At 69.9% G+C, this 26,617-nt stretch carries 26 protein-coding genes and 1 pseudogene; 14 read left to right on the top strand and 13 right to left on the bottom strand.

Annotation, left to right across the window (positions count from 1 at the left end; all coding sequences use genetic code 11):
• Window positions 1–98: 98 nt before the first annotated feature.
• Window positions 99–2,066, top strand: a complete 1,968-nt coding sequence (locus ACFY1U_RS16820) for a YncE family protein (RefSeq protein WP_390694872.1) — start codon at window positions 99–101, stop codon at window positions 2,064–2,066.
• Between the two features lie 136 nt (window positions 2,067–2,202).
• Window positions 2,203–2,877: a nucleotidyl transferase AbiEii/AbiGii toxin family protein gene (locus tag ACFY1U_RS16815; protein WP_390694871.1), complete on the top strand. Its 675-nt coding sequence runs from the start codon at window positions 2,203–2,205 to the stop codon at window positions 2,875–2,877.
• 85 nt (window positions 2,878–2,962) lie between these two features.
• Here ACFY1U_RS16815 and ACFY1U_RS16810 read toward each other — a convergent pair.
• Window positions 2,963–4,063: pseudogene (locus tag ACFY1U_RS16810) on the bottom strand (acyltransferase family protein); the annotation flags it as partial.
• 130 nt (window positions 4,064–4,193) lie between these two features.
• Here ACFY1U_RS16810 and ACFY1U_RS16805 point away from each other — a divergent pair.
• Complete coding sequence (locus ACFY1U_RS16805) at window positions 4,194–4,865, top strand: DUF4328 domain-containing protein (RefSeq protein WP_390694870.1); 672 nt, start codon at window positions 4,194–4,196, stop codon at window positions 4,863–4,865.
• Window positions 4,866–4,936: 71 nt separating this feature from the next.
• Here ACFY1U_RS16805 and ACFY1U_RS16800 read toward each other — a convergent pair whose 3' ends face one another.
• Both ACFY1U_RS16800 and ACFY1U_RS16795 read right to left on the bottom strand, forming a co-directional pair.
• Window positions 4,937–5,779, bottom strand: a complete 843-nt coding sequence (locus ACFY1U_RS16800; protein WP_390694869.1) for a hypothetical protein — start codon at window positions 5,777–5,779, stop codon at window positions 4,937–4,939.
• 280 nt (window positions 5,780–6,059) lie between these two features.
• Window positions 6,060–7,127, bottom strand: a complete 1,068-nt coding sequence (locus ACFY1U_RS16795; protein ID WP_390694868.1) for a chitinase — start codon at window positions 7,125–7,127, stop codon at window positions 6,060–6,062.
• A gap of 170 nt (window positions 7,128–7,297) precedes the next feature.
• On the opposite strand from ACFY1U_RS16795, the gene ACFY1U_RS16790 reads away from it, so the two are divergent.
• The 3 genes from ACFY1U_RS16790 to ACFY1U_RS16780 all read left to right on the top strand — a co-directional run bounded on the left by ACFY1U_RS16790 (window position 7,298) and on the right by ACFY1U_RS16780 (window position 9,377).
• Window positions 7,298–7,663, top strand: coding sequence for a DUF4440 domain-containing protein (locus ACFY1U_RS16790; protein WP_390694867.1), 366 nt, complete (start codon window positions 7,298–7,300; stop codon window positions 7,661–7,663).
• Between the two features lie 97 nt (window positions 7,664–7,760).
• Window positions 7,761–7,985 carry a hypothetical protein gene (locus tag ACFY1U_RS16785; RefSeq protein ID WP_390694866.1) on the top strand — a complete coding sequence of 75 codons (225 nt, stop codon included), beginning with the start codon at window positions 7,761–7,763 and terminating at the stop codon, window positions 7,983–7,985.
• 255 nt (window positions 7,986–8,240) lie between these two features.
• Window positions 8,241–9,377: a sugar ABC transporter substrate-binding protein gene (locus tag ACFY1U_RS16780; protein ID WP_390694865.1), complete on the top strand. Its 1,137-nt coding sequence runs from the start codon at window positions 8,241–8,243 to the stop codon at window positions 9,375–9,377.
• 44 nt (window positions 9,378–9,421) lie between these two features.
• Here the strand turns inward: ACFY1U_RS16780 and ACFY1U_RS16775 are convergent, their stop codons facing one another.
• Together ACFY1U_RS16775 and ACFY1U_RS16770 are read right to left on the bottom strand one after the other, a co-directional pair.
• Window positions 9,422–10,876, bottom strand: coding sequence for a DEAD/DEAH box helicase (locus ACFY1U_RS16775; RefSeq protein ID WP_390694864.1), 1,455 nt, complete (start codon window positions 10,874–10,876; stop codon window positions 9,422–9,424).
• A gap of 220 nt (window positions 10,877–11,096) precedes the next feature.
• On the bottom strand, window positions 11,097–11,300 hold the full coding sequence (locus tag ACFY1U_RS16770; protein WP_351473368.1) for a cold-shock protein: 204 nt from the start codon (window positions 11,298–11,300) through the stop codon (window positions 11,097–11,099).
• Window positions 11,301–11,433: 133 nt separating this feature from the next.
• Here ACFY1U_RS16770 and ACFY1U_RS16765 point away from each other — a divergent pair, with 133 nt between their 5' ends.
• A complete protein-coding gene (locus ACFY1U_RS16765) occupies window positions 11,434–11,811 on the top strand; it encodes a DUF952 domain-containing protein (RefSeq protein ID WP_390694863.1) in 378 nt (125 codons plus the stop codon).
• A 133-nt stretch (window positions 11,812–11,944) separates the two neighbouring features.
• Window positions 11,945–12,760: a hypothetical protein gene (locus ACFY1U_RS16760; RefSeq protein ID WP_390694862.1), complete on the top strand. Its 816-nt coding sequence runs from the start codon at window positions 11,945–11,947 to the stop codon at window positions 12,758–12,760.
• A 35-nt stretch (window positions 12,761–12,795) separates the two neighbouring features.
• On the opposite strand, the gene ACFY1U_RS16755 is transcribed toward ACFY1U_RS16760, so the two are convergent.
• Window positions 12,796–13,281, bottom strand: coding sequence for a hypothetical protein (locus tag ACFY1U_RS16755; protein ID WP_390694861.1), 486 nt, complete (start codon window positions 13,279–13,281; stop codon window positions 12,796–12,798).
• A gap of 133 nt (window positions 13,282–13,414) precedes the next feature.
• Here ACFY1U_RS16755 and ACFY1U_RS16750 point away from each other — a divergent pair, with 133 nt between their 5' ends.
• Both ACFY1U_RS16750 and ACFY1U_RS16745 read left to right on the top strand, forming a co-directional pair.
• On the top strand, window positions 13,415–14,674 hold the full coding sequence (locus ACFY1U_RS16750) for a histidine kinase (RefSeq protein WP_390694860.1): 1,260 nt from the start codon (window positions 13,415–13,417) through the stop codon (window positions 14,672–14,674).
• Window positions 14,662–15,306, top strand: coding sequence for a response regulator (locus ACFY1U_RS16745; RefSeq protein ID WP_390694859.1), 645 nt, complete (start codon window positions 14,662–14,664; stop codon window positions 15,304–15,306). Before ACFY1U_RS16750 ends, ACFY1U_RS16745 begins: the two co-directional genes overlap by 13 nt.
• 355 nt (window positions 15,307–15,661) lie before the next feature.
• Here ACFY1U_RS16745 and ACFY1U_RS16740 read toward each other — a convergent pair whose 3' ends face one another.
• Both ACFY1U_RS16740 and ACFY1U_RS16735 read right to left on the bottom strand, forming a co-directional pair.
• A complete protein-coding gene (locus tag ACFY1U_RS16740; protein WP_390694858.1) occupies window positions 15,662–17,026 on the bottom strand; it encodes a S8 family serine peptidase in 1,365 nt (454 codons plus the stop codon).
• Window positions 17,027–17,244: 218 nt separating this feature from the next.
• Entirely contained in the window at window positions 17,245–18,561 is a 1,317-nt protein-coding gene (locus ACFY1U_RS16735) for a helix-turn-helix domain-containing protein (RefSeq protein ID WP_390694857.1), read from the bottom strand.
• Window positions 18,562–18,748: 187 nt separating this feature from the next.
• On the opposite strand from ACFY1U_RS16735, the gene ACFY1U_RS16730 reads away from it, so the two are divergent.
• On the top strand, window positions 18,749–19,519 hold the full coding sequence (locus ACFY1U_RS16730; protein ID WP_390694856.1) for a DUF4232 domain-containing protein: 771 nt from the start codon (window positions 18,749–18,751) through the stop codon (window positions 19,517–19,519).
• Between the two features lie 54 nt (window positions 19,520–19,573).
• On the opposite strand, the gene ACFY1U_RS16725 is transcribed toward ACFY1U_RS16730, so the two are convergent.
• Window positions 19,574–20,821, bottom strand: coding sequence for a S8 family serine peptidase (locus tag ACFY1U_RS16725; RefSeq protein WP_390694855.1), 1,248 nt, complete (start codon window positions 20,819–20,821; stop codon window positions 19,574–19,576).
• 260 nt (window positions 20,822–21,081) lie between these two features.
• Here ACFY1U_RS16725 and ACFY1U_RS16720 point away from each other — a divergent pair, with 260 nt between their 5' ends.
• Window positions 21,082–21,885 carry a TrmB family transcriptional regulator gene (locus ACFY1U_RS16720; protein WP_390694854.1) on the top strand — a complete coding sequence of 268 codons (804 nt, stop codon included), beginning with the start codon at window positions 21,082–21,084 and terminating at the stop codon, window positions 21,883–21,885.
• Here the strand turns inward: ACFY1U_RS16720 and ACFY1U_RS16715 are convergent, their stop codons facing one another.
• The 4 genes from ACFY1U_RS16715 to ACFY1U_RS16700 form a co-directional block, all read right to left on the bottom strand.
• Complete coding sequence (locus ACFY1U_RS16715; RefSeq protein ID WP_390694853.1) at window positions 21,886–22,356, bottom strand: hypothetical protein; 471 nt, start codon at window positions 22,354–22,356, stop codon at window positions 21,886–21,888. It lies immediately after the preceding gene.
• Between the two features lie 84 nt (window positions 22,357–22,440).
• Window positions 22,441–22,758: a hypothetical protein gene (locus tag ACFY1U_RS16710; RefSeq protein ID WP_390694852.1), complete on the bottom strand. Its 318-nt coding sequence runs from the start codon at window positions 22,756–22,758 to the stop codon at window positions 22,441–22,443.
• A 258-nt stretch (window positions 22,759–23,016) separates the two neighbouring features.
• Window positions 23,017–23,586, bottom strand: coding sequence for a TetR/AcrR family transcriptional regulator (locus ACFY1U_RS16705; RefSeq protein ID WP_390694851.1), 570 nt, complete (start codon window positions 23,584–23,586; stop codon window positions 23,017–23,019).
• Window positions 23,587–23,655: 69 nt separating this feature from the next.
• Complete coding sequence (locus ACFY1U_RS16700) at window positions 23,656–24,765, bottom strand: 4Fe-4S binding protein (RefSeq protein ID WP_390694850.1); 1,110 nt, start codon at window positions 24,763–24,765, stop codon at window positions 23,656–23,658.
• Between the two features lie 174 nt (window positions 24,766–24,939).
• Here ACFY1U_RS16700 and ACFY1U_RS16695 point away from each other — a divergent pair, with 174 nt between their 5' ends.
• Together ACFY1U_RS16695 and ACFY1U_RS16690 are read left to right on the top strand one after the other, a co-directional pair.
• The gene (locus tag ACFY1U_RS16695) at window positions 24,940–25,641 is read left to right on the top strand and encodes an SDR family oxidoreductase (RefSeq protein ID WP_390694849.1); all 702 of its coding nucleotides are present in this window, start codon (window positions 24,940–24,942) and stop codon (window positions 25,639–25,641) included.
• 28 nt (window positions 25,642–25,669) lie between these two features.
• Window positions 25,670–26,548, top strand: coding sequence for an alpha/beta fold hydrolase (locus ACFY1U_RS16690; RefSeq protein WP_390694848.1), 879 nt, complete (start codon window positions 25,670–25,672; stop codon window positions 26,546–26,548).
• Window positions 26,549–26,617 lie beyond the last annotated feature (69 nt).

The raw sequence follows: 26,617 nt of genomic DNA, 5'->3' as shown, positions 1-26,617 counted from the left end.
CCCGCGCGTCACCGCCGTAGAGCGGTCATGTCCGGGTGCTGCGCGGCGCACTCGTCTCCCCGGTGACACACCGGGTTTCTTGTGGGGGTTACAACACTGTGCGTACGCGCAGCATCTCGACCGCGACAGCGCTTGCGGTCCTCTTCAGCTCGGCGGCGCTGAGCGTCGTCGCGGCGGGCACCGCCTCGGCGGCAACGGCCCATGTCACCTCGCTCGGCGGCATCGTCGCGGACGGCGCGCTCAAGCGGGTGTTCGTCGGTGACAGCTCCGCCGGGACCGTCGCGGTCACCGACTACTCCGGTGCCGTCCTCGGTTCGGTGGGCGGAGTGACCGGCGTCAGCGACCTCGCGGTGTCGGACGACGGGGCCACCGTCTACGCGGCCGCTCCGCAGATCCACGAGATCTGGGCCATCGACGCGGCCTCCCTCGACGTCAAGACGCGCTACACGGTCTCCACCAACTACGGTCCGCGCCACGTCGCCTTCAGCGGCGGCAAGGTGTGGTTCACGTACGGCGACCAGTGGGACGGCGACCTCGGCTCGGTCGACCCGACGGTGGACCCGGCGAGCGGCTCCGACCCGGTGACGCTGACGCAGTTCCCGACCGAGGGCACCGGTTCCGGCATCTGGGGCCAGGGCCTGCTGGACACCGACCCGAGCCAGCCGGGCATCCTCGCCGTCGGCGAGACCGGCCTGTCCACGGACTCGATGGCCGTGCTCGACGTGTCGAGCGGCAAGCCCGCACTGGTCGCGTACCACAACGGCGACTACACGCTGAACAACGGCATCGGGGACATCGACCTGGTCCCCGGCGGCACGCAGGTGCTCGTCAACGGCAAGGACCGGGACGCCTACGCGGACGGCAAGTTCAAGGCGGCCGGCTCCTACCCGGACGGCCGGCTCGCCGACGTCGCCCCGAACGGCGTGCTCGCCCAGGCAAGCGGCAGCAAGGTCCTCACGTACAAGCCGAACGCCACGCTGCCGCTGCACTCGTACGACCTCGGCACGTCCCACGCGGCCGCCCTCACCTGGGCCCCGGACCTCACCAAGGTCTTCGCGCTCGTGGGCACGGACACCGACAGCGGCGGCTACGACCTCAGGGTCCTCGGCGACCCGACGCTGAACAACCCGACCCTCACGCTCAACGCGCCCTCGACGGCGACCCGCGCCAGGCAGCTCACCGTCACCGGCAAGCTCTCGGCGTCGGTCGCGTTGCCGGCCGGTGCGCAGCTGAAGGTCACCCGTACCGACCTGGACTCCCCGAACGGCAAGGCGCTGCCCGCCGTCACGGTCAAGGCGGACGGCACGTACTCCTTCAACGACACCCCGCCGGCCGGTGGCACCGTCACCTACAAGGCGACGTACGCGGGCGACGCCGACCACTCGGCGGTCACCGCGAGCGACAAGGTCGCCGTCTCCCGCAACGCGACCTCGCTGAGCCTGAACAACAACGGCAAGGTGTACTCGTACGGCACCGACGTGAAGTTCACCGCGCACCTCGGGACGACGTACAAGAACCGCACGGTGGAGATCTGGGCCAACCCCTACGGCGGCGACAAGCCCAACAAGCTGCTGAAGACCGGCACGGTCGACGCCGGCGGCAACATCTCCGCGATCGTCGACATGACCCGCGACACCGACGTCACGGCGGTCTTCAAGGGCGACGCCCGGTACGCGCCCAGGACGGTCAAGTCCACGGGCTTCGCCCGGGTGAAGGTCTCCACGGCCGTCACCAAGAACTACAAGAAGGCCGCGATCGGCTCGCAGACGTACTACTGGTTCCACAAGAGCACCTCGCCGGTCGTCACGACGACCATGACGTACTACCCGGGCCGCAAGCAGCGCCTCGAGCTCGAGGTCTACTACAACGGCAAGTGGTACGCGACCGAGGACAGCCCCCAGTACTTCGCCCTCGGTTCGAACGGCAAGTCCGCGGTGAGCCTCGGTGCCCCGGGCGAGTCCGGCATCAAGGCCCGCGTCCGCGCGGCCTACATCAACAACTCGTCGGGCGACAACGTCAACTCGAACACGTACAGCGACTGGAAGTACCTGTACTTCAGCAACTAGCCGACGGATGCGTGGGGAGCGCCGGGTCGGTGGCGAACGCCATCACCCGGCGCTCTCGGCGTTCGCCCCACAACACGCTGCCCGGTCCTGCTGTTGATCGCGCCTCGGCTCGGCTCCCGCGAGCCATAATCCGGGCATGGCCGCACTGACCGACCTGCAGCGTCGCATCCTGACCGACGTGCTTGCCGTGGGCAGTGTCTACCCGCTCGTCCTCACGGGCGACTGCGCCGCGCAGGCGCACGGCCTGGTCGAGCACCTCAGCCGGGACCTCGACGTCGCCACCGAGAACCCCGAGGACATGGCGCAGATCGGTGCCGCCGTGCGGACGGGGCTTGAGGAACGGGGCTGGCAGGTGAGGGTGCTGGAGACGGACCCTCTCTTCGCACAGCTGATCGTCACCGACCCGGACAGCGGCGACGCGTGCGAGGTGGACGTCCTCAAGGAAGTCATGTGGCGGCCGCCGGTACAGACCGAGTACGGCCCGGCCCTCTCCCTGGAGGACGTCGTCGGCACCAGGGTCTGGGCCCTGGCCGACCGTGGCCTCCCCCGCGACCTCATCGACGTCCGGGCCGCCGCCGACCGCTGGACCCACCCCGAACTCGAGGAACTCGGCCGCCGCCACGCCCGGGACACCTTCGACCTCACCGACCTTCAGGCGCGTCTGTCCGGTGCCGACTTGATGGACGACAGGGAGTTCGCCGCCTATGGACTCGACGCGGGTGCGATCGCGGAAATCCGCCGGTGGGCCCAGGTATGGGCCGACGACATCGCGGAACGCCTCCTGGAAGGGGAGCCGCCGGAGGACGAGTGAGGCACACAGATCGCTCGGCCCGCCTGTTCCGTTTCCGCTTGAAGGGCATCTCAAAGATCTCTGAGAACAGCCATGCCGACAGAACCGAGGCAGGCAGCCCCACCACCACCGTGAAACAGAACGTGGGCAGCCCCGCCGACACATGGTCCGGGGCGATTTTCCGCACCACGATCATCACGATCGGCAGATGGATGAGATAGAGGCTGTACGAGAAGTTGCCGAGACCGCGCATGGGCCGAGTGGCAAGAAGCCGCAGCAGAAAGGCAGGCCGCCCGGTGGCGATCCCCGCAAGGAACATCACCATGGCGGGAGCGACCGCGAGATCCATCCAGAAGTAGTGATGCACCGTCCAGGCCGATCCCTTGACGGCGATGAGTGACAGCACCGGAACCATCGCCAGAGCGGCGAGCCAATGCCAGGGCATCCGCCGGACCTTGTCGCGCGCAACGATGACTCCCGCACCGACCAGACCGGCGACGAACACCGGCACGAGATTCGGGGCCAGCCAGTTGTCGCCTTCGACAGGAGACGCGTTTCCCGCGAGCAGGCCACGCGCGACCACCAGCAGTGTCACCCCGCTGACCAGGACCGACGCCCCCAGCCTCCGCCGGAGAAAGAGCAGCACCGGGAAGAGGAGATAGAGCTCCGCCTCCACGGCGATCGACCAGAACGCACCGTTCGGCGTACGAGCCGTGAACATGTCCTGGAGCACCAGGCCGTACACGGCGACCGTCCGGTAATTCGGCGGCCCGTGATGGGAGGCCCGCACCACAAAGTGGGCAACCGCCACGCTCAGTACGAGCGCCGCCCAGTACGGCGGAAGGATCCGCCAGGCCCGCCGCCGCAGAAACCGGACCACCCCACCTTGACGCCAGCCGTTGCGCGCGGGCGAAAGCGCCAGCGAGAACCCGGACAGCACAAGAAAGAAGACGACGGCGAGCCGCCCGTACATCAGCCAGCCCAGCCAGGACGGACCCGAGTTCCTGGGAAACCCGGGGAACGCCAGTAACCAGCAGTGAAAAAGCACCACATACAGCGCGGCCAGACCACGGAGCCCGTCGAGCCCCGGCACATGGCTGCCTGCGTTCACGTCCCCCGTACCGTCCGCACCAGTACTCCTGCTGTCGGGATGGATCGATTCCAATAAAATCGTTCGGCCCTTCCTTTCGGCCGGGTCGCGGTCCATGGGCGCGGCACCACCCACAGCGACTCATACGTCGCAGGCAGCAACGGGGTTCAAGTGAAGGACGAGTGAAAGCCCGTCCCCAGGCATGTCGGCGTAGCGGTCGTCGCTCGTTCTCGGCGAGGATGCCCCGGTGAACGACCACATAGCATCCCCCACCGCTGCTCCCGTCCCCGCCCTGCAACCGGTCCGGGCAGCAGGCATCGCCACGATGACCGCCCTCGCCCTCGCCGGGCTCGGGTGGGCGGCGCGGGGCGTATGGCACATCCGGCTCGCGATGGCGGGGGAGCCGGCTTCCGGGCCGCCGGACCAGGGCGACGGGGTGCACCGTCCGCTGACCTCGCTGGAGAACTCGTACCACCTCGTCACCACGGTGTCGGGCTTCGCGGCGGCGGTCTGCGCGATCGCGTTCATCGTGTGGATGGGCCGCATCCGGGACAACGCGCGCGACCTCTCCGGGGCCAGGCCGCGCTACTCCGGGCTGTGGGTGTACCTCGGCTGGGTGGTGCCCGTCGTCAACCTGTGGTTCCCCCGCGGCATCATCGCGGACGCCTACCGCGCCAGCGCCCCCGGCGAGCGGCTGCCGCGCTCCCTGAACGTGTGGTGGGGCCTGTGGCTGATCGGCATGCTCAGCGGAGTCGGCCTCATCGCCGGCGACGACACCGACGAGATCATCGCCCGCGCCTACACGCATGTGTGGCAGCTCCTGGCGTCCGACGCGGCGGTCGTCGGCGCGGCCGTGGCCGGCATCTTCGTCGTCCGCGCCGTCACCGCCGTACAGGAGCGGCATCTGAACCGGCCGTAGAACGAAGGCCGTCGGAAACCAGTCGACCCTGGCCGGTCACGGCCAGGGTCACGGTGCGAGTGAAGCTCAGGTCAGCTGACGCACAGCAGACCGAGCACGCAGATCCCCGACGGGGACGTCGCCGAGGACGTGTTGTCCGACTGGGACGTTCCCGAAGTGCTGGAGGACCCCGACGTCCCGGAGGACCCCGATGTGCTCGAGGTGCCCGAACCCGTGCTGCCCGTGGGCTTCGCGGAGGGGGTCTGGGTCGTCGTCGTGCCGCCGGTGACGGGCGTCGTGTCGACGGAGGGGGTCTTCACGGTGGGCACGGAACCCTGCTGCGCGGGCTTCGTCGCCGGCGTCGAGTGCGCGGCCGTGGTGTACGGCTGCGTCCGCGCCGAATCGGTGTGGGACGCGGTGAGCCCGGGACGCTGCTGAGCCTTGCCGCTCGTGGCGGAGCGGTCGGGTGTGGCGTCGGGCTTGCGGTGCTTGCCCGTGCCGGCCGGCGGGAGCTGGGCGTTCTGGTCCGCGGTCCCGTTCTCGGAGCCCATGCTGGAGAGGTCCGTCGCCGTCGCCGCCTCGGAGCGGTGGCCGGAACCGTGGTCCATCGAGGCCACGGTCAGGCCGCCGCCGACGAGTGCCACGGCGGTGGCGACCACGGCCTTGCGCTGGTTCTTCTTCCAGCGGGCGCGCTGCCTGCGCCGGGCGGCCCGCCCCTCCGACAGGGGGATCGCGGCCTCGGTGCCAGTCTCCGCGTCACCGTATGCGTCGGTCCCCGGGGGCTCTTCCGCCTCCGGCCACATCGCCGTCGCGGCGGGTGCCGGGACGGCGCGGCCGTGGGAGGTCACCGGTGCGATGTCGGGGGCGTAGGCACCGCAACCGGGGCACACCAGGGCGCCGTTGAGGTGCCGGCGGCATGAGGAGCAGTAGTCCATCCGCTGTCTTCCTGACCCTTCGCACGGGGAGATGCACCAAAGATGCATGGGGGTTCGAACGGGCTGCAACGGTAACGAGGGTTTCGAAAGACTGTGTGAGGTCTGTGTGCTTCTCCTGCGCGGATTCTCTGCACGTCTCGCACACCGCGGTCGAACGACCAGGTCAGCGCCGGAACTTCCCGGTGAGGTGCGAGTCCGTGGCACTGATCACAGTCACCGGGAGGCCGAGGATGCTTCCGTCGTTCTTGCGGCTTTTGCAGGTGATGGTGGCCTGGTGGGCCTATCGGCGCGTGAACGGCTCGAAGGTGTGGCTGAAGTGCCAGGTGTCCTGCGCGATCCCGGAGCAGGAGTTGGAGCCGGCCGTGCCCACGCAGCCGCCGTTGTCGCGCTGCAGCGCCCAGAAGGAAAGGGTGTTGATGCCCTTGGCCTCGGCCCACTGCTCGACCTTCGCCGCGTCCTGGGTGGTGAAGGTCTCCTGCGGCCCGAAGTCGTCGATGCCGGGCATCTCGGTCACACCGACCATGTGCCAGAGCTTGGCCTGGCTCTTCTTGGGGTAGAGCGCGGCGAGTTGTCCGACGAGCCCGGCACCGGCGGTCTCGGTGTCGGCTGCCATGTCATGGGTGGAGCCGTCCCAGTAGTCGAACGTCATGATGTTGACGACGTCCACGCGCGCGTGGTTGTCGACGGCGTTCTTGAGCAGGGCCACGCCGTTCGGCGCGAGGCCGGTGGTGGTCGTGGGCAGGGTGTACGAGAACTGCACGCGCCGCCCGTTGCGTTCGGCCCACCGCTGCACCTGGGCGATGGCCTTGTTGCGGCGGTCGATCCCGGCGGCGTTGTTGATGGAGTCGGCCTCGACGTCGAGATCGATCCGCTCGACCCCGTACGTGGTCACCAGGCTCTCGTAGACCTTGGCGATGGCGTCGACGCTGGTGCAGCTGTCGGCCAGTTCGGTGCCGGTGGTGTCGGCGCCGTAGCCGCCGAAGGACGGGACGACGTTGCCGCCGCGGGCCTGGATGGCTGCGATGTCGGCGCCGAAGGTCCCCTTCGAGACGGGCTGGGTGGTGTCGCCGTTCCAGTAGGCGGTGCACGAACCGGCGGCGTCCGTCTGCAGGAAGGCCATGGTCAGGTACTTGTTGCCGGAGGCGGCGGCGAGTTGGGCCGGGCTCTCCCCGGTCCACGCCTCGAAGTACGGCGCGGTGACGTGGGCGGGCATGGGCGAGACGGGCCGCGAGGGGGCGGCATCCGCCGCGAACGCCCCACCTCCCCCGAGCGCGACGAGACCGGCCGACAGGCCGGTCACGGTGATGCAGGACAGCAACGCACGAAGAGCAGGACGCGGTCGTCTCATTGACGCTCCCAGGGGATGACGGAGAGGAAGAGGAGGAGGGAAGACGTGTGGGGGCGAACAGACGACCATATTTGGACTAGACCAATTGTCTGTCAAGGTTCTTTACGGTTACCTGACCCGAGGGGCCGCGGGGGCCGCAAGGGCCGCAGGGCCCTTCGTAGGATGCGTGCATGGCGGACGAGAACGAGCGCGCAGTCCAAGCGGCCATTGCCGGGGAGTTGCGGCTTCTCGACCCTGAGGTGCGTGCTTCCGCGGCGCTCGTCTCGGAGCTTCTGGATCCGGAGTTCACAGAGATCGGAGCGTCTGGCCGCTGGTGGGACGCGAAGTCGATCCTCACCGTGACAAGTGCGGGGACGGTGTCCCCCGATGCGCCGGTCAAGGTCAGCAAGATGTCAGGGACCGTCCTGGCTCCGGGGATCGTGCACTTGACGTACTTCGCCGACAACCAGGGCCGCCGGGCGTGGCGGAGCTCCTTGTGGCGCCAGACGGAGACGGGGTGGCGCATGTATTTCCACCAAGGCACTCTGGCCGGCTGAAGGCGCTGTTCCCCGTTGGTGCTCGCTGGTTGGGGCACGTGGGGGACATGCCCATGGTGAGCCGTGTCCGGTGATTGTCATGGTCGTTGGAGCGGACATGCGAAAGATCATCATGACCGCCACGCTGGCCGTGGCCGCTGTCGCCATGGCAGTTCCCGCTCACGCGGACAACAAGCCGGCCCCCCACTGGACCTTCGCGCCGGGTTCCGTCTGCGGGCTGGAAGGGGCAGAGGTGTCGGTGCTGCCGATCCTGACCGACTTCGTTCCCATCCACTCCAACACCTGCCCGAACGGCAACGTCCTCGAGTACCCGACGATCTAGGTCGAACGGCCCCCTCAGCCATGGCGTCCGGGTGGAACGCTCCACTGCACGAACGACCCGGACGCCATGGGCCGTGTCTGATGCAAGGGCCCGTACCGTGACGCGAAGTCGGCCGGATCCGAACCTGGATGAGGAGATTCCGTAGGAAGTTGAAGGGATGACAACCGGATGTCTTGACGTGGTCTCCACGGACCCGTTGGCTTCTTGCTCACCCGGTGGTCCGCTCCTCCACTGCCCGGAAGGCACCTGCAAGTGATGGTTCACACCCCCCACAGAACCGGCGTGCGTCGTTTCGCCGTCGTCCCCGTGCTCGCCGCCGCCTCGGCGCTCCTCCTCTCCTCGTGCAGTGTCATCGACAGCGTCAGCGGGAGCAGCAGTTCCGCGAGTCCCAAGAAGGGCGACGACATCACGGTGGGGCTGTTGCTGCCCGACACGGACACCGCGCGGTTCGAGAAGTTCGACTACCCCCTGATCAAGGAGCGGGTCGCCTCCCTCACGCACGGCAAGGGCAAGGTCCGTTACGCCAACGCCGGTGCGAGCGTGGGCAAGCAGAGTACGCAGTTCGGGGAGATGATCGACGCCAAGGTCGACGTCATCCTGGTGGACGCCGTGGATGCCAAGGCCATCGCGCCGGCTGTGCAGAAGGCCAAGGACGCCGGGATACCCGTGATCGCCTACGACCGGCTCGCCCAGGGGCCGATCGACGCGTATGTCTCGCACGACAACGAGCTCGTCGGCCAGGTGCAGGGCCGCGCCATCACCGACGCGCTCGGTGAGAAGGCCGCCACCAGCAAGGTCGTCATGATGAACGGCGACCCCGGCGACCCGAACACGGCCCTCGTCAAGGAGGGCGCGCTCAGCGAGCTGAAGGGCCGGGTGGACATCGTCAAGTCGTACGACACGGACAAGTGGCTGCCCTCGGTCGCCAAGGCGAACACGAAGAAGGCCCTCCAGTCCGTGGGGCTCGGCAACATAGCCGCCGTCTACTCGGCCAGCGACGGCCTGGCGGGCGGCGTCATCGACGCGCTGAAGTCGGCGGGCGCCACCAAGATGCCGCTGGTCACCGGGCAGGACGCCAACCTGGACGCGGTGCAGCGGATCGTCGCGGGCGAGCAGACGATGACCGTGTACAAGTCGTTCCTGCTGGAGGCGACCGGCGCCGCGGAGATGGCGGTGGACAAGGTGCAGGGCAAGAGCCTCGAGTTCGACGCGCTGACCCAGGACTCGGTCGACAGCCCCACCCAGAAGGCGATCCCGGCGATGCTGGTCCCCGTGGTCGCCCTCACGAAGAACAACATCAAGTCCACGGTGATCAAGGACGGCGTCTACACCGTCAAGGACATCTGCACCGCGAAGTACGCGGCGGACTGTGCGGCCATCGGCCTGAAGTAGCCCTCCGCACCGCCCGGGACGCATGAGCGTCCCGGGCGCGTGTCTCAGCGGCCGTTCCCGTTGCCGCCCTTGGCCCCGTTGCCGCCCCTGGCCGGGGACCGGCGGCGGCCCTGCTGGGCCGGGCGGCCGCGCCGGGCCCGCGGGGCGGAACCCGTACCCGCCGGGCGGCTCTCGGGAGCGGCCGGCGGAGTGAGGACGACCGGCACGCCCGAGGGGGCCTGGGCGCCGGTGATACGGCTCAGTTCCGCCTCGCCGGAGCGGACCCGGGTGGTCCGCGGGGTGATGCCGGCGTCGGCCATCAGACGGGACACCTCGCGGCGCTGGTGGGGCAGCACCAGCGTGACGACGGTGCCGGACTCGCCGGCGCGTGCCGTACGGCCGCCCCGGTGCAGATAGTCCTTGTGGTCGCCGGGCGGGTCGACGTTGACGACGAGGTCGAGATGGTCGACGTGGATGCCGCGGGCCGCCACGTTCGTGGCCACCAGCACGCTGACCTGGCCGTCCTTGAACTGGGCGAGGGTACGGGTGCGCTGGTTCTGCGACTTGCCGCCGTGCAGTGCCGCAGCCCGCACCCCGACGGACAGCAGCTTCTTGGCCAGCCGGTCCGCGGCGTGCTTGGTGTCGAGGAACATGATCACCCGCCCGTCACGGGCGGCGATCTCGGTCGTGGTGGCGTGCTTGTCCTCGTCCTCCACGTGCAGCACGTGATGGTCCATCGTGGTGACGGCGCCCGCGGACGGGTCCACGGAGTGCACGACCGGGTCGTGGAGGTACGTCCGGACGAGGCGGTCCACGTTCCGGTCCAGCGTCGCCGAGAACAGCAGCCGCTGACCGTCCGGGCGCACCTGGTCGAGGAGGGCGGTCACCTGCGGCATGAAGCCCATGTCGGCCATCTGGTCGGCCTCGTCCAGAACGGTGACGGCGACCCGGTCCAGACGGCAGTCGCCCCGGTCTATGAGGTCCTTGAGCCGGCCGGGTGTCGCCACGACGACCTCGGCCCCGGAGCGCAGGGCGCCCGCCTGGCGGCCGATCGACAGCCCGCCGACCACGGTGGCGAGCCGCAGCCGCAGCGCCCGGGCGTACGGCGTGAGCGCGTCGGTGACCTGCTGCGCCAGTTCCCTGGTGGGGACGAGGACGAGGGCCAGCGGCTGCCGGGGCTCCGCCCGCTGCCCTGCGGTCCTGGCCAGCAGGGCGAGACCGAAGGCGAGCGTCTTGCCCGAGCCGGTGCGCCCGCGGCCCAGGACGTCCCGGCCCGCCAGGGAGTTCGGCAGCGTCGCGGCCTGGATCGGGAACGGGGCGGTCACGCCCTCGGCGCCGAGCGTCGTCAACAGGCGTCCGGGCATGCCGAGTTCGGCGAAGTCCTCGACGGGCGGCAGCGCCGGGGTGACGGTGACGGGCAGTGCGAACTCCCCGCCGGACGCGGCGGGGCGGCCCCGGCCCGTACGGGAACGGGTAGGTCTCTTGTTCGTGCGCGTGTTCGTGCGAGCGGTGCGGTTCATGCGGAAGCCTCCTCGATGCGGCATGTATCGAGGAATGCCTCCGAGCGGACGGACCGTATGAGGATTCGCAAGAAGTAGCCGAAGAAACCGAAGGAACGGACGAAGAATTCGAAGTGAAGGGTGGGGTGGAGAATGGAGCGGAGTACGGGGAAAACGCAACGAGCCGGGGCCCGCACCCAAAGAGTGCGGGCCCCAGCCACGTGGTACGTACGCGTCAGCGTCAGGCGGGAAGGATGTTCTCGGCCTGCGGGCCCTTCTGGCCCTGCGTGACGTCGAAGGTCACCTTCTGGCCCTCGTGAAGCTCACGGAAGCCCTGGGTGGCGATGTTCGAGTAGTGGGCGAAGACGTCGGCGCCGCCGCCGTCCTGCTCGATGAAGCCGAATCCCTTTTCCGAGTTGAACCACTTCACGGTGCCGGATGCCATACGGAATCTCCCTCAACAAAAAAGAGTGCTCGTCGACGGAAGGTCGAAGAGCACTCAAAAGTCTCTGGTAACCAAAACTGCCATTTGGCACCGTAGCACAGGTGGGGGCTCGATGCTGGGGTATAACTCGGCCATGATCTATCACGTCGTGTCGAGCGCCGAGTGGAACGCGAGTCCCGACCGGCCCTACGCCCCTGCCTCCCTGGCCGAGGACGGTTTCGTCCACTGCTCCCCGGACGAGGCGACCACGCTCAAGGTCGTCAACGCGTTCTACGGCACCGCTCCCCGGCCGCTGCTCGTGCTGCTGCTCGACGAGGCCCGGCTGAGCGCGCGGTGCGTATGGGAGGCGGCGGATCCCGCGCCGCCGCCGGGAGTGGCGGAGGGCACCCTGTTCCCGCATGTGTTCGGGCCCCTCGACCGCGAGGCGGTGGAGCGTGTCCTGGTGGTCCGGTGGGACGAGGAGGGCCGCGCGACGGGACTGGCGGACGTACCACCCGACGTACGTCCGTGACCAGCACATCTGCCCTCCCGTTCAGGTTGCGTTCAGGCTCGGACGGGGCTCGGGCAACTCGTGGACTACAAGCGCCAAAACTCTGGCAAAGGGGCCTGTGGCGACGGCCGTTCGTCATGTCATCGTGCCTGCCATGACCACAGATCACCTCACCTCCGACCGGCCCGTGCAGCCCTCGCGGCACGGGCAGCACACGGGTCGCGTACGGCATGCGGCGAGCAAGGTGCCGGAGGTGACCGTCTACTTCTGGATCATCAAGGTGCTGACCACCGGCATGGGCGAGACGGCCTCCGACTGGCTGGCGCACGCGCTCGGCCCGATCCCCGCGGTGGGCATCGGCGGCATCGCGTTCGTGGCCGCCCTGGTGGTGCAGTTCGCCGTTCGCCGGTACGTCGCCTGGATCTACTGGACGGCGATCGTGGTGGTCAGCGTGTTCGGCACGATGGCCGCCGATGTGCTGCACGTCGGCCTCGGGGTGCCGTATCTGATCTCGACGCCGTTCTTCATGGTGGCGCTGGCCGCCGTCTTCGTCCTCTGGTACCGCAGCGAGGGCACCCTCTCCATCCACAGCATCCACACCCGGCGCCGCGAGGCCTTCTACTGGGCGGCGGTCCTCGCCACCTTCGCCCTCGGCACCGCCGCCGGCGACCTCACGGCCACGATCGGCCTCGGCTACCTCGGTTCGGCCGTCGTCTACGCCGCCGCCATCGCCGTACCGGCCGTCGCGCACCGCTGGAGCGGACTGAACGCGGTGGCCGCCTTCTGGTCGGCGTACGTCATCACCCGGCCGCTCGGGGCCTCCGTCGCCGACTGGATGGCCATGGGGCACGACCGGGGCGGACTGGCCCTGGGTCTTGGTCCGGTCACCCTGTCCTGGACGGTCGCCATCCTCGGCTTCGTCGGCTACCTGGCGGTCTCGCGTAGGGACGTCGGCGAGGCCACGGTCTGAGTCCGGCCGGCGCGTCGGTACGGCCGTAGAACCGGTCAGGCGGTGCGGCGGGCGAGCCCCCGCACCGCCAGCGCCCCGCACAACGCCGCCAGCGGCAGCTCCGCGCCGAACGCCATCGCCAGCGCCGAGAGCTGGTCCCCGCCCGGAGCCGCCGTCATCGTGTCGAACCAGGCGTCGGCCACCAGCAGGGTCGCGGTGGCGGAGGCCGTGAGCGCGTGCAGCGGGTGGCCGCGGGCGGCCAGCAGCCCCGTGGCGATCAGGCCCGTCGCCTCCAGGGAGTCCAGGCCCACCCAGGCGGTGTTCCAGTGCGCGGCGGTGGTCGTGGCGGGCAGGCCCTTCGCCAGCACGACCAGCCAGGGCAGCAGGGCAACACCGCAGCCGACGAGGACATGTTCCGTGCGGCAGCGGTGGTACCAGCGGCGGGCGCCGGGTACGGCCGGACGGAGGGTGACACCGCGCTCCTGACGGACCATCAGCATGCTCATCGGTTCGGTCTCCTCGCGTTTCCGGCTCTCCTCCATGACCTCCAGCCTTCGCCACACGGCGGTCACAGTCAGTAACGCAGCGGTCCGTTCCGGGGGTGGCACCAGTTGCACCCCCAGCCGGGCACCTGCGCCATGGACTGCCCCTGACCTGGCCAGTAGCGTTCCGTGAATGCGCATCGTCACCCGTCTGCGGGGCCTCGTCCTGCGGCCGTTGCGAGGGGCCGGCCGCCCGGTGGCCTTCCTCGCCACGGGCCTGCTGATCCAGTTCGGCGTTCTGCTCGTCACGGCCCTGCCGTGGCTGCTCCTCCTCCCGGTCCTCGACCCGGCGAGCCAACTGCTCCTCGCGGTGCTCCTGCCGCTCGCCGCCGTGCTGCTCGCCGGGCCGCTGCTGACCGAGGCGCAGCACGCCCGCTTCCGGGTCCGGCTCGGCGTGGACATCCCTTCTCCCCACGGGGGGCGGCGGCCCCGGCCGCACCAGTGGCTGCGGTCCCCGGTCGGACGGCGACAGTTCCGGTACCACCTGCTGGCCGGCCCGCTCCTCGCCCTTGCGGCGGCCTTCACCCTGCTGACCTGGGCCGTCGCGCTCGCCGCCACCTCGGTCTACGTGTGGATCTGGGTCGTACCGCCGGACTGGCGCATGCAGCACCTCGGGTACTCGACCTGGGCGGCCTACCTCACGGCTGCCGGCATCGGTCTGCTCCACCTGGCGGCCTGGCTGTCCGGCGCCCTCACCCGGCTGGACACCCGTCTCGCGACCGTGCTGCTCGGACCCAGCCGGGCCGAGCAACTGGCGCGCCGGGTCGAGGTGCTGACCGAGAGCCGGGCGGGTCTCGTGGACGTCGTCGACGCCGAACGGCGGCGCATCGAACGAGACCTGCACGACGGCGCCCAGCAGCGGCTGGTCTCCCTTGCCGTCAACCTCGGGATCGCCAGGGCCACCCTCGGCGACCTGCCCGAGGAAGACGTCCGCCGCGTGATCGACGAGGCGCACCGGGAGGCGAAGGAGGCGATCGAGGAACTGAGCAGTCTGGTACGGGGGCTGCATCCGGCCGTCCTGGAGGACCGCGGCCTCGACGCCGCGCTCTCCGGCCTCGCAGCCAGGGTGCCGGTCCCGGTCCGGGTGACGGTGGAGCTGACGGCGCGGCTGTCCCCGACGGTCGAGTCCGTGGCCTACTTCGTCGTCTCGGAAGCGCTCACCAATGTGGTGAAGCACGCGGAGGCGTCCGAAGCGGAGGTCACGGTGGTGCGCGCCGGCGCGAGCCTGCTCGTGGTCATCCGGGACGACGGTGTGGGCGGGGCCCGAATCGGCGGTGGGACCGGTCTTTCGGGGCTGGCCAAGCGGGTCGCCTCGGTCGATGGCACGCTGTCGGTCGACAGCCCCGCCGGGGGGCCGACCGTCATCACCGTGGAGCTGCCGTGCGTGCCGTGATCGCCGAGGATTCCGTACTGCTCCGGATCGGCGTGGTCAGGGTCCTGGAGATGGCGGGTTTCGAGGTGGTCGCCGAAGTGGGGGATGCCCAGGCGCTGTTGGCTGCGGTGGAGGAGCACCGGCCGGACATCGCGGTGGTGGACGTCCGCATGCCCCCCGGCTTCACGGACGAGGGCGTACGGGCCGCGCTGGTCGTCAAGCGCCAGTGGCCGAAGACCGCCGTACTGCTCCTGTCCCAGTACGTCGAGGAGCGGTACGCCACCGATCTGCTCTCCGCCAACACCTCAGGCATCGGCTATCTGCTCAAGCAACGCGTCGCCGACGTCGAGGAGTTCGCGGCCACCCTGCGCCGGGTGGCCGCGGGCGGCACCGCCCTCGATCCGCAGGTGGTCTCCCAGCTGCTGGTACGCCGCCACAGCGACCCGCTGGACCGCCTCACGCCCCGGGAGCGCGAGGTCCTGGAACTGATGGCGGGCGGCCGCTCCAACGCCGGCATCGCCGAACAACTCGTGGTCAGCGAGAGCGCGGTGGCCAAGCATATCAACAGCATCTTCGCCAAGCTCGACCTGCCGAAGGCCGACGCGGACCACCGCCGGGTCCTCGCGGTGCTGCACTTTCTCGGGGTGGCGTGAGCCGCGGCAGGCGAGGGCGTGGGTTTCAGTCCACGGTGAAGTAGTAGTCGTAGGGCGCCAGTTGGGCGCCGGAGCGGGTCGTCGCGTGGACCGTGAGGTCGTAGAAGCCGTCCGAGGGCGGGGTCCAGTGGATGCGCTGGGTGTGGTGGGCGCCCGCCGGGACCGTGACGTCGGGGTCACCGTTGTTGAAGGAGTAGGTGTAGCAGCGGCGAAGGGATCGTACGGCGTGGCGCAGGACGACGCATGGGAATTGCGGGAGTCGAGCGGCCCGCGCGATGCCAGAAGTGCGGCGGGCACGCGGACGGCCCGGGTGCTGAACCCGGGCCGTCCGTGTCGTGTCAGAGATGCAGAGGTGTCAGCCGCGGCTGCTCGCCCTGGCGAGAGCCGGGACGAACTTGAGGGCGTCCACCGTGCCGACGCCGGTCGCCAGGTCGTAGCCGTTGACGGCCTTGTAGCCGGTCACGCCCTGGTAGCTGTTGTCGGTGCCGTCGTTGACGTCGACGATGCCGTTGGCCTTGGCGTGGTGGGCGTAGAGGCTGTACAGCGCCTTCTGGATGTTGCCCACCCGGTGGCCGGCGGCCTGGTCGGCGAGCGCGACGATGCCCGAGAAGATCGGGGTGGCCTCGCTGGTGCCGCCGGTGACGTCCCAGCCGACGGCGGTCGGGTCGTAGCTGGAGTAGATCCAGGCACCGCCGTTGACCGCGGCGGCCATCGAGATGTCCGGGGTGCCGCGGCGGGTGCCGACGACGCTCTTCACGCCGTCCTGGAAGGACGGACGGGTGAAGACGTGGGACTGGCCGCCACCGCCGGCGCCGAAGTCGTGCTGGGAGGCGTTGTAGACGCTGTCCGGCGTGACGCGGTCGCCCGCGTCGTTCAGGTGCAGCTCGGTGCCGCCGATCGAGGTGACCAGCGGGTCCGAGGAGGGCCAGGAGTTGACGCGCTTCTTGTAGTACGTCTTCCCGTCCGCCTTGAGGTCGGTCGCGCCGCCGTCACCGGAGGCCGCCAGCACGGTCACCTTCTTGCGGTTCGCGTCCTGGAAGGCGTACCGCAGGTTCTTGATGCTGGAGAAGTTGCCGTGGTCGAAGCCGGGGAAGGTGTTCTCCGTGGCGCCGAAGCTCTGGCTGATGACGTCGCCGACACCGTGGTCGATCAGGTGCTTCTCGGCGTCCATCATCTCCGGCAGACCGGTGGTGCCCTCGGTCTCGGAGACCGCCGTCTCCACCAGGACGATCTTGGCGGCGGGTGCGACCGCGTGCGCCAGCTCAACGTCCAGGGTGGTCTCGCCGGCCCAGCCGGTCATGTCGGAGTTCTTGGGGTCGAAGGCGGGGACGTGCCCCCACTTGACCACCTTCACCTTGGTGCTGGGCAGACCGAACTGGTGGCTGTAGACGTCGAGGTCGTGCTGGACGGTCGGCGAACCGTACGAGTCGACGATGACGATGGTGCGGCCCTTGCCGGTGACGCCCTGGCGGTAGAGGGCGTTCAGGTCGTACGCCTTGCGGTACTGCAGCGGGTTGTAGCAGTTGATGTGCCACTTGGCCTGGCACTGCTCGCTGGTCAGCGGGCTGCTCACGCTGTGGACCAGGGTGTGCCCGGCGACGGCCGGTACCGCCAGGGTGTGCGGTACGGCGGCGGGTGCGGCGGTCCCCAGAGCGGTGACCGCGAGGGCGGCGACGGACGTGGCAGCCGCGACGCCCAGCCCGATACGGGCTATGTGCATGAATCCCCCTGGATTCGGAGTATCACGAAGTGGCTTCGCGATCGCGATGGGTTCGCGAAGTGGTCTCGGTCTCACGGGGTGAGCCCGAAGTGGTCTTCGCGCATCTCATCGAATGAGTCATGCACTGTTCAAGACCGTTGAATCGACAATGCCGAACCCTTTACCTCCCGATTGACCGGCAACTTTCCTGATTGAGCTTCAACTCTGCCGATTGACGGTCAGCTCTCCCGTTTGATCCACTCGCTGCCGCCCAGCGGGTAGTCGTAGCCCGGGCGGCCCGCGTCGGCGCTGGTGCGGAACGCGGTGCCGGAGTTGTCGATGTGGACGGTGCCGCGGCGGCCGCCGCTGGACCAGTCCAGGGTGAGGTCCCAGCGGGCGTCGTGGGCCTTGGTGTGGGCGACGACGTAGAAGACCTCCGGGTCCGACTCGCTGACCTTGTACGGGAAGTCGCGCTGCCCGCCCTTGACGGTGACCGTGGGGCTGCCGTTGTCGAGGTCGACGTCGAACGACTTGGTCTCGACGCCACCGCCGCAGCCGACGCCCATCGAGTAGTCGTTCCAGGCGAGCGGCGCGCCCTTGCTGAGGACGCGCACATGCAGTGCCTCCAGGACGACGGTCTCCGCGCCGGTGCCCTGCACGGTGAGGGCGACCTCCTGTTCGTCCGAGGAGACCGCCCCGTACGCGGCGGCCCAGCGCGTGGCGGTGTCCTCGCTCGCCGGCGGGCCGACCTGCGCGGGTTCGCTGTCGACGAGGAAGTGCTGGCTGCACGGGGAGTCGTAGACGTAGGGACGGGTGCCGACGGTGATTGGGACGGCGGTGGAGGCACCGCCGTCGGCCTGCCGGCCCCCGCCCTGCCCGCCGCCCTGCGCAGTGCCCTGCGACTCGGTGGCGCTCGCGGAGGCCGAGGCGGACGGCTTGTGTCCCGTCGCGCTCGGGGACGGGGAGCCGGACGGGCTCGCGGTGTCCGCCGTACCCGTGATCGGGCTGCTGTCACCGGCGGGCCGATCGCTCGCCGTGTCGTGCTTGCCGCCGAACGGCAGGGCGAGCGCGACGGCTCCCAGCACGGCGGCCACCGCGACGGCGGCGATCAGGGCGGTACGGCGGCGACGGCGAGGACGCGGCGACGCGGGCTCGCGCGGCACGTCGACCACAACCGGCTCACCGTGCTCGGCGTCGGCCTTGTCCTGTATGTCCCGTATATTCTGTACGCCCTGTGTGTCCTGTGTGTCAGTTGCCGGCCGCTCCGGATCCACCGCGGTCTGTCCCGCCCGGTTCCCTCGTGCCGCGTCCGCGAGGATCCAGCGCCGGTGCAGCTCCACCAGCTCCTGCGGGGTTGCCCGGCAGACCCTCGCGAGGCGCTCCACCGGTGCGTACTCGACCGGCACCGCGGTGCCGTTGCAGTAGCGGTGCAGCGTCGACGTGCTCATGTGCAGCCGCTTGGCGAGCGTCCCGTAGCTGAGTCCCGACCGGTCCTTGAGGTCCCGCAGCAGCTGCGCGAACGCCTCCGTTCCCTCGGCCCCTGTTGCCCCTGGCACCCGTTTCCCCATCCCCTCGTGTCCCAGTCCCGCGTTCCAGACCTACTGCGTTCCCCCTGGTCAGAACGCGTTTCGGTGTTCCAGCGTCCCCAACTCCCCGCCATCCGTGGCAGTTGGGACGGATCACCTCACAAGCTTCGGTCATCCAATCACCACCGCCACCCGAACACCGAAGGGGCACAGCAACATGTCCGGTCTCCGCACCTCCCGCACCCGTCTCGCCGCCGCCGCCGCGACCGCCGTTCTCGCCGCACTCTCCCTGACCGCGTGCAACAACGGCACGGGCACCCACGACGAGGGCTCGGCGGCGTCCGCCTCCACGGGCTCTTCGTCCGGTGGGGCCTCGTCGGGCGCGGACTCCACCTCCACGGGTTCGACCGGCTCCGCGGGATCGTCTTCGGGTTCCTCGGGCTCGACGGGTTCCACGGGCTCGACGGGCTCCTCCGGTGGCAAGTCCACCAGCGGTTCCACCACCGGTTCGAAGTCCACCACCGCTGCCTCGGCGTCGAAGGCGCAGGGGTCCTCCAACAAGCCGGTGACCTGTGAGGGTTCCAACACCAGGACGGTCGCGGCTCCGTTGACCCGCCCGGTGAACCACATGCTGCTCACGGTGACCAACACGGGCAGCAGGACCTGCTTCCTCTACGGCTACCCGGCCGTGCAGTTCGGGCAGTCGCAGTCCGTGCCGCCGGTCATCAAGGACTCGCAGCCGCAGGCCGTGGTCACGCTGGAGCCGGGTCAGTCCGGGTACGCCTCGGTGAACCTGTCCGCGACCGACGGCAGCGGCTCGCACGGCTACACCTCGAAGTCCCTGACGGTGTACTTCCAGGGTCGTTCCATGACCGGGAGCGTCGGCAAGGGCGCGCACCCCTCGCTGCCCGCGAAGGGCGTCTACGTCGACGACTCGCTGAAGGTCACGTACTGGCAGCAGTCGATGGACGACGCCGTCAACTGGTGACGCCATAACCGCAACAAGGGCCCGGGTCAGTGACCCGGGCCCTAGTCGCGCGTATTACTTGGTGAAGGCCGCGACACCGTTCGGGGTACCGAGGCCCGTCGGGCCGTCGTACCCCTTGCCCGCCTTGCACAGGTAGTCGCTGCAGGAGCCGTTGGCCCCGTCGGTGACGTCGTTCAGCTGGTCCGGGTGGGCGTAGGGGTACGCGGCCGGAACGTCATTGCCGGGAGTGCCCGCGAGGGCGTACACGCCGGCGATGAACGGCGAGGAGGCGCTGGTGCCGCCGTACACGTTCCAGCCGCTGGCCTGGTAGGTGTCGTAGACGGCGAGTCCGGTGGCCGGGTCCGCGACGGCGGCCACGTCGGCGACGGCGCGCTTGGCGCAGCCGCTGTCCTTCTGCCAGGACGGCTTGGCGTCGAACTGCGAGCAGCCCGAGCCCGCCCCGTTGCCGCCTGCGGAGGTGCCCCAGACGGACTCGGACCAGCCGCGGGTGCTGCTGTCCTTCTTGAGCGAGGTGCCGCCGACGGCGGTGACGTACTGCGAGGCGGCCGGGTACTCGACGCCGTAGCCGCTGTCACCGGAGCTGACGGTGATGGCGACGCCGGGGTGCTTGAAGTACTGGTCGTCCGAGGAGGTGTCGGCGGCCTCCTCGCTGCCGCCGTAGCTGTTGGAGACGTACTTGGCGCCCTGCTTGACGGCCTGGTTCACGGCCGCGCCGAGGTCGTCCATGTTGGCGGACTTGGCCTCGACGAGCAGGATGTGGCACTGCGGGCAGGCCGCGCTGACCATGTCGACGTCGAGGGAGATCTCGCCGGCCCAACCGGCGTCCGGCGCCGGGTAGTTCGTGCCGCCGTCCTGGTCGATCTTCTTGAAGCAGCCGTTGCTCGTGCTGCACTCCGGCAGGCCGTACTGGGAGCGGTAGGCCGCCAGGTCCTTCTCGGCGTTCGGGTCGTCGTTCGCGTCGACGATCGCGACCGTGGCGTCCTTGCCGCCGTCCTTGGGCAGGTTGTAGGCGGCCTGCAGATCGGCCGGTCCGAAGCCCTTGGGGGTGTCCTGGCGGCCCAGGGACTTCTGCGCCTTGAGGTCCGTGCGGACCTCCGCCTGGCACGCCATGTAGCCGGGCTTGCTCGGCTGGGAACAGAGCCGATGCGTGTGCACCGTGGTGGCCGCGGGCGCCGCGGTGGTGGTGCTCGCGAAGGCCGACGACTGCGAGGCGACGGCCAGACCGCCGGTGATCAGAGCCGCTGCCGACAGCAGTGCCGGCGCGCCGCGGCGTATCAGGTTCCTTCTGCGGTGAGAACTCAATGAACTGCCCTCCGTGGGGGGATGGGTGGCTCCGTGTCGGCGGCCGGAAGCGCTCACCGCCGTGACTGATGTCACGTGCATGACAAGCGGTTTCCGTTGGGGGTGGCCGAGGAGAGCCGTGTTCCGGGCATTGTGTTGGTTGCCACCCCGGTCAGTGGTGGCTGCCCATGAGGTTATTGACACTTTGCCGAAGAGAACAGTGCGGGTTGGTAAAACCTTGGTCCCCAACTCCCCTGCGACGACAGGTACCTTGTGCAGCCATGGAGCTTGAAGACGGAACCATCAACGACCTGATGTCACTGGGCCTGGCCCGGTACGAGGCACGGGTCTACCTGGCACTCGTCAGGCGTGGTTCCTACACGGCCGCCGAGGTCGCCCGGGAGGCCGACGTGCCGCGCCAGCGCGTCTACGACGTGCTGGATGCGCTGGTACGGCGGCAGTTGGCCACCTCTCACCCCGGCCGCGTGGCCACGTACTCCGCCGTCACACCCGAGCTGGCCCTCGCCCGGCTGATGGCGCGGCAACGTGAGTCCGTCGACCGCCTGGAGCGGGTCTCGCAGGGGCTGGCCGGTGTGCTGCAGCCGCTCTGGTCCCAGGGGCGGGAGCACACCGATCCGCTGGACTACATCGAGATCCTGCGCGACCCGAAGGCGATCGCCGAGCGCTTCGCCGACATCCAGCGGCAGGCGCAGCACGAACTTCTCACCTTCTGCAAACCGCCGTTCGTCGCGCCCGCGGACAACACCGAGGGCATCACGGTGGTCCGCCGGCTCCACCGCTCCGGCGGCACCGTCCGGGCGATCTACCTCGACGACGCCCTGGACGACCCCGAGACGGTGGAGCACGTACGGCGCTTCGCCGCCGCCGGGGAGGAGGCGCGCTTCGCCCCCGAACTGCCCCTGAAACTCGTCATAGCCGACGCCTCCTTCGTCCTGTGCGACATGCCCGACCCGGTGGCCGGCGCCGGCTCCACGACCACCCTCTTCATCGAACACCCGGCCCTCGCGGCCTGTCTGCGGCTGGCTTTCCACACCGTGTGGAAGACGGCCGCACCCGGGCGTTGATCACTTCAGGGCGTTTCGGACCTGGTGGGCGAAGTCCCGCACGGCCCGCTGCCCGGCGGCGTCGGCGGACGGGGCGCCGATGACGGTGTCCACCAGGCGGAGGGCCTGCCGGATCGCCGTGCCCCGGTGGGTGTAGGCGTCGAGGAGGGCGTCGAGGTTCGGCCGGCCGGCGGTGGCGAGGTGCTCACGCAGCAGGTCACGTTCGGCATACAGGTCGTCGAGGGCGTCGCTGGTGATCGTGTTGACGCTGTGGCGGTCACTCACGTCGTGCCTGGCCCGGTCGCATTCCGGGGTCCGCAGGTCGAGATCTGCGACGAGCTCGTCGAAGCGGCCGCGTTCCATGGCGAGAAACGCGGCCTCGTCCTGAGCGCGGGTGCCGCTCACGGTGGCGTGGTCGGGAGGGCTCATGCTGTAGACGATGAAGCAGCCGGACAGGCACAGCACGCTGAGGATGAGCAGGAACGGGATCAAGGCCTTGCTCCGGTGAAGTTCAGGGCGGGACGGGGACGGGCGAGCGCGATGGTGCCGCCTGCGGTGAGAGCAGGCGAACCGCCGTCAGCCGGCGGCCTTCCGGCAGGGATGGGCGCGCATGCCGCCGTCGCGCTTCGGCTGGAGGACCCGTCCGCAGTCCGGGCAGGGAAGCGGTGTGGCGCCGGGTTCGATCAAGGACGCGATGCCGGTGTCGAGGCCGAGCCAGACCAGGAGGGTGATGAGCGCGTCGGCTTCGAGCGAACGGCCGTCGGTGATCCGGCTGAACGTGGCCGGAGCGAGCCGCGTCTGCTGTGCCACACCGCGCCAGGTGAGGCCGAGTTCCCGACGCCGTTCATCGAGACGCCGGTGGAGCTGGGGGACGTCGAGGCGGTGGGTGCTCACGAGGTGCGCCTCCCGGTCCTGAGGAACTCTGTGTGCATGGACGTGTGCCTCCTGTGGGCTCGGGACCCGGTCGGGGGTTCACCCAGGGAGACTTCGGCGGGGCGGGAGCGATTACGCGAAACCGGAGAGATTTTTCCGGGGGCGGGCGGCGCCCCTGGTGCACGCTCACCCCCTGCCTTCAGCCCCAGTCGTCGAATGAGCTGATCTCGACGCGTCCCGGCGCCGGGCGGTAGGAGAGTTCTCCGGACGGGCGATGCGTCAGCGCATGCCCGCCGCGTCGAGCAGGGTGGTCACCGTGGGCGCGACGAGCCCCGGCAGTGTGTCCGCCCCGATCCCGGCACGGGCGCTGGCGCCGTCGAAGACCAGGCTGAGCTGCCGGGCCAGCAGGCCGGGATCGCTCGCCCCGCCCTGCTCGGCCTCGGCGCGGAAGAAGCCGGTCAGGTTCTCCTTGACCCGGTGGGCGACCTGGCTCGCCGGGTGGCTCGGGTCCTTGAGCTCGATCTGGACGGCCAGGTAGCGGCAGCCCCGGAACTCGGGGGTGTCCGACGCCGACTCCACCTGCTCGAAGATGTGCAGGATCCGCTCCCGGGGCGGACGGTCGTCGTCCGCCGGGGGCAGGAGCGTCGCCACGTAGGCGGCCGCGCGCTGCTCAAGGCTCGCCGCCAGCAGTTCGTCCTTGCTCTCGAACAGCTGGTACATGGAGCGCTTCGACACCCCCGCCGCCTTGCACAGGGCGTCCACACCGATACCGACACCTTCGCGGTAGGTGAGCGTGGCCGCCGCGTCCAGCAGCCGCTCTCGGGGGCTTGGCTTCGCCTCGGTGGTCATGCTGCGAGGTTAACTCGGTTCCGAGAGAAAGAAAACTGATCGGTTTCCATGCGGTTTCCGCGGTGGGCCTCAGGATGCCCTGGGGCGCTTGGCCGGGGGCTGCCAGCCGCCGGTGACCTCCTTGACGGGCTTGTGGGGGAAGCGGCGCCGGGCGTACTCCTGTGCGTGGGAGCCCGGCAGGACGTAGAGGGTTTCCTTCTTGTCCTGGAGCGGGCGCAGCACGGTGTCCATGAAGCTCTTGCGGTCGTCCAGGTAGGGGCCGAGGACGTCCTCGCCGGCGGGGCAGACGGCGAGGCAGTAGCCCGACTTGTAGCCGGGGGGCGAGGACAGGCTCTGCCACAGGGAGGCGCTCTCGGAGTCGGTGACCCGGGAGCGGTAGTCGGCGGCGTCCTCGCTGTCGGCCACGGTCTGCGCCCAGTCGGTGAAACCGCTCATGAACTCCCGGTAGTTGTGCGTGGTGCAGGCCAGGCCGTCGAAGGAGCCGTCCTTGGCGATGGCGCCCACCGGGCAGGCGGCGACGCACAACTTGCAGTCGATGCACGGGTTGTGGTCCAGCGCCTGCCCGTACTCGCCCACTTCCGCGTCCACCAGGACGGTCGCGAGCAGGACGAAGCTGCCGAACCTCGGGTGGATGACGTTGCGGTGCAGGCCCATCACACCGAGCCCGGCGGCCACCGCGACCGTCTTGTGCGCCACCACCCAGATCCGCTCGCGGGGGAAGCGGTCCATCTCCTGCGGGAAGCCGACGGACGGATTGAGCGCGCGGTAACCGGCGTCCTGGAGTGCCCGGGTGACGCTGCGGGCCGCGTGGTTGGCCTGCTCGTCGGTCTGGTGGAACTCCTGGTTGGCCACGCTGCGGGCCGGTGAGCGGCAGTTGTCGCGGTTCATCCGGACCGCCATCGCGATCAGGGTGCGGGTGCCGGGCAGCGCGGCCTGCGCGTACGCGCGCTCGCCGGTCAGGTCGGGGTGGTCCAGGCTGACCGCGGCGGCGTCGTCCGCACCGGCCGCCAGGCACAGCTCGCGCAGCCAGGCGGCGTCGATCACCGCCGGCGGGCGCGCCCCGTCACCGGCCTTGCGGCGGGCGAGCACGGCCTGAACCGACGGGTGGGCGGCGAGCTTCGCCGGAAGCCTGGGAGCCGGGGTCGCCGGTTGCCCCTCGGCGTCGCGCGCGGCAGTCATCCGTGCTCCTCGTGATGCGGGTGCGAGACTCGCCCGCACGGCGGGAAACCGATCAGTTTCATCACCGTAAACCGATCGGTTTTCCCGTGCAAGCCCCTGCCGGGCTTGCGTCCGGAAACCGATCGGTTTACCTTGAGTGGAAACCGATCGGTTTCACATTCTTCGGAGGCAGTCATGACCGCATTGAAGGGCGCCCACGTCTTCGTCACCGGCGGCAGCCGTGGCATAGGCAAGGCGCTGGTGGAAGAGCTGTACGCGCGTGGTGCCGGCAAGGTCTACGCCACGGCCCGTGATCCGCGTGGCGTGACGCATCCCGACGCCGTCCCGGTGGCGCTGGAGGTCACCGACCCGGCCTCCGTGGCGGCGGCCGCCGCGCAGGCCCAGGACGTCACCGTGCTGATCAACAACGCCGGTGCCGCGGTCGGCGCGTCCTTCCTCGGCTCCCCGGTCGACGACGTACGCCGGGAGTTCGAGACCAACTTCTACGGCCCGCTCCTGGTCGCCCGGGCCTTCGTGCCGGTCATCGAGCGCAACGGCGGCGGCCACATCCTGAACGTGCACTCCGTGCTCTCCTGGCTGGCCCTCGGCGGCTCCTACAGCGCCTCCAAGGCCGCCCTGTGGTCGCAGACCAACTCCCTGCGCCTGGAACTGCAGCCGCGCGGCATCGGTGTCACCGGACTGCACGTGGGTTACGTGGACACGGACCTCGCGGCGGATGTCGACGCACCCAAGTCCGACCCCCGTGACGTCGCCGCCCTCGCCCTCGACGGCATCGAGACCGGGGCGTACGAGGTGCTCGCCGACGACATCTCGCGGCAGGTCAAGGCGGGTCTGGCCGGGGACCTGGCGGGGCTGTACGCCCAGCTGGCGAAGTAAGCCCCTTTCCACCCGAGGAGTCGGTGAGATGCCCGCCCAGGAGTCACGTCCCACGATCCACATCCCGGGGACCACCAGCCACACCCTGGCCCCGCGCGCGGGCCTCGACGGCCGCGAGGGAACCCTGCGCTACCTCAAGGCGGGCACCGGCGCCCCGCTGGTCCTGCTGCACACCGTGCGCACGCAGGCCGAACACTTCCGCCTCCTCGTCCCGCTGATCGCGGACCGGTACACCGTGTACGCCCTCGACCTGCCGGGGATGGGCTACTCCGAGATCGTGCCGGGTGCGTCCTACGACGAACCGGCCATGCGCGCGGGCGTCGAGCGGCTCCTCACCGGACTCGACCTGCGGGACGTGACGTTGGCCGGGGAGTCCATGGGGGCGGTGCTCGCCCTGACCACCGCGGCGGAGCTCCCGGAGCGGGTCCGGCGCGTCGTCGCGGTGAACACGTACGACTTCCGCGGCGGGATCGCCCGCTCCGGCCTCCTCGCCCGCGTGGTGGTCAGCGGGGTGCTCGCCCCCGGAGTGGGTCCGGTGATCGCCGGGGTGGAGCCCAGGCCCGCCCTCCGCGCGATCCTCCGGGGCGGCCTCGGCGACAGGAGCGCGCTGCGGGCGGACTACGTGGACGAGCTGGTGCGGGTGGGCGGCCGCCCCGGCTACCCGACCGTCGCGCGGGCCGTGTACCAGGCCCTGCCCAGCCTCATCGCGGCCCGCTCGCGCTATCCCGAGGTCAAGGCGCCCGTCCACCTCGTCTACGGGGAGAAGGACTGGTCCCGGCCCTCGGACCGGGAAGCCAACCGGCAGCTGCTGCCGGCCGCCGGGTTCACGCAGGTGCCGAAGGCCGGGCACTTCATCGCCCTGGAACGGCCCGACGTACTGGCCGGCCTGTTGAACGCGGCGGCGTGACCACCACGGCACACCGGCTCAGGTCCGTCAGCCGAGTGCGTTTCGGGCTGCGGTCGGGTCGGTGACCCA

Origin of the sequence: Streptomyces sp. NPDC001351 (genome assembly GCF_042896045.1) — a bacterium.
GTDB lineage: Bacteria > Actinomycetota > Actinomycetes > Streptomycetales > Streptomycetaceae > Streptomyces.
This window is presented reverse-complemented; position numbering and strand designations above follow the sequence as displayed.

What these genes read in the sequence shown, in the direction of transcription:
- ACFY1U_RS16815 (WP_390694871.1), top strand. Translation starts at nt 2,203, where the DNA reads ATGGCCGCACTGACCGACCTGCAGCGTCGCATCCTGACCGACGTGCTT.
- ACFY1U_RS16800 (WP_390694869.1), bottom strand. Translation starts at nt 5,779, where the DNA reads ATGGACTACTGCTCCTCATGCCGCCGGCACCTCAACGGCGCCCTGGTG.
- ACFY1U_RS16795 (WP_390694868.1), bottom strand. Translation starts at nt 7,127, where the DNA reads ATGAGACGACCGCGTCCTGCTCTTCGTGCGTTGCTGTCCTGCATCACC.
- ACFY1U_RS16790 (WP_390694867.1), top strand. Translation starts at nt 7,298, where the DNA reads ATGGCGGACGAGAACGAGCGCGCAGTCCAAGCGGCCATTGCCGGGGAG.
- ACFY1U_RS16785 (WP_390694866.1), top strand. Translation starts at nt 7,761, where the DNA reads ATGCGAAAGATCATCATGACCGCCACGCTGGCCGTGGCCGCTGTCGCC.
- ACFY1U_RS16780 (WP_390694865.1), top strand. Translation starts at nt 8,241, where the DNA reads ATGGTTCACACCCCCCACAGAACCGGCGTGCGTCGTTTCGCCGTCGTC.
- ACFY1U_RS16775 (WP_390694864.1), bottom strand. Translation starts at nt 10,876, where the DNA reads ATGAACCGCACCGCTCGCACGAACACGCGCACGAACAAGAGACCTACC.
- ACFY1U_RS16770 (WP_351473368.1), bottom strand. Translation starts at nt 11,300, where the DNA reads ATGGCATCCGGCACCGTGAAGTGGTTCAACTCGGAAAAGGGATTCGGC.
- ACFY1U_RS16765 (WP_390694863.1), top strand. Translation starts at nt 11,434, where the DNA reads ATGATCTATCACGTCGTGTCGAGCGCCGAGTGGAACGCGAGTCCCGAC.
- ACFY1U_RS16760 (WP_390694862.1), top strand. Translation starts at nt 11,945, where the DNA reads ATGACCACAGATCACCTCACCTCCGACCGGCCCGTGCAGCCCTCGCGG.
- ACFY1U_RS16755 (WP_390694861.1), bottom strand. Translation starts at nt 13,281, where the DNA reads ATGGAGGAGAGCCGGAAACGCGAGGAGACCGAACCGATGAGCATGCTG.
- ACFY1U_RS16750 (WP_390694860.1), top strand. Translation starts at nt 13,415, where the DNA reads ATGCGCATCGTCACCCGTCTGCGGGGCCTCGTCCTGCGGCCGTTGCGA.
- ACFY1U_RS16740 (WP_390694858.1), bottom strand. Translation starts at nt 17,026, where the DNA reads ATGCACATAGCCCGTATCGGGCTGGGCGTCGCGGCTGCCACGTCCGTC.
- ACFY1U_RS16730 (WP_390694856.1), top strand. Translation starts at nt 18,749, where the DNA reads ATGTCCGGTCTCCGCACCTCCCGCACCCGTCTCGCCGCCGCCGCCGCG.
- ACFY1U_RS16720 (WP_390694854.1), top strand. Translation starts at nt 21,082, where the DNA reads ATGGAGCTTGAAGACGGAACCATCAACGACCTGATGTCACTGGGCCTG.
- ACFY1U_RS16705 (WP_390694851.1), bottom strand. Translation starts at nt 23,586, where the DNA reads ATGACCACCGAGGCGAAGCCAAGCCCCCGAGAGCGGCTGCTGGACGCG.
- ACFY1U_RS16700 (WP_390694850.1), bottom strand. Translation starts at nt 24,765, where the DNA reads ATGACTGCCGCGCGCGACGCCGAGGGGCAACCGGCGACCCCGGCTCCC.
- ACFY1U_RS16695 (WP_390694849.1), top strand. Translation starts at nt 24,940, where the DNA reads ATGACCGCATTGAAGGGCGCCCACGTCTTCGTCACCGGCGGCAGCCGT.
- ACFY1U_RS16690 (WP_390694848.1), top strand. Translation starts at nt 25,670, where the DNA reads ATGCCCGCCCAGGAGTCACGTCCCACGATCCACATCCCGGGGACCACC.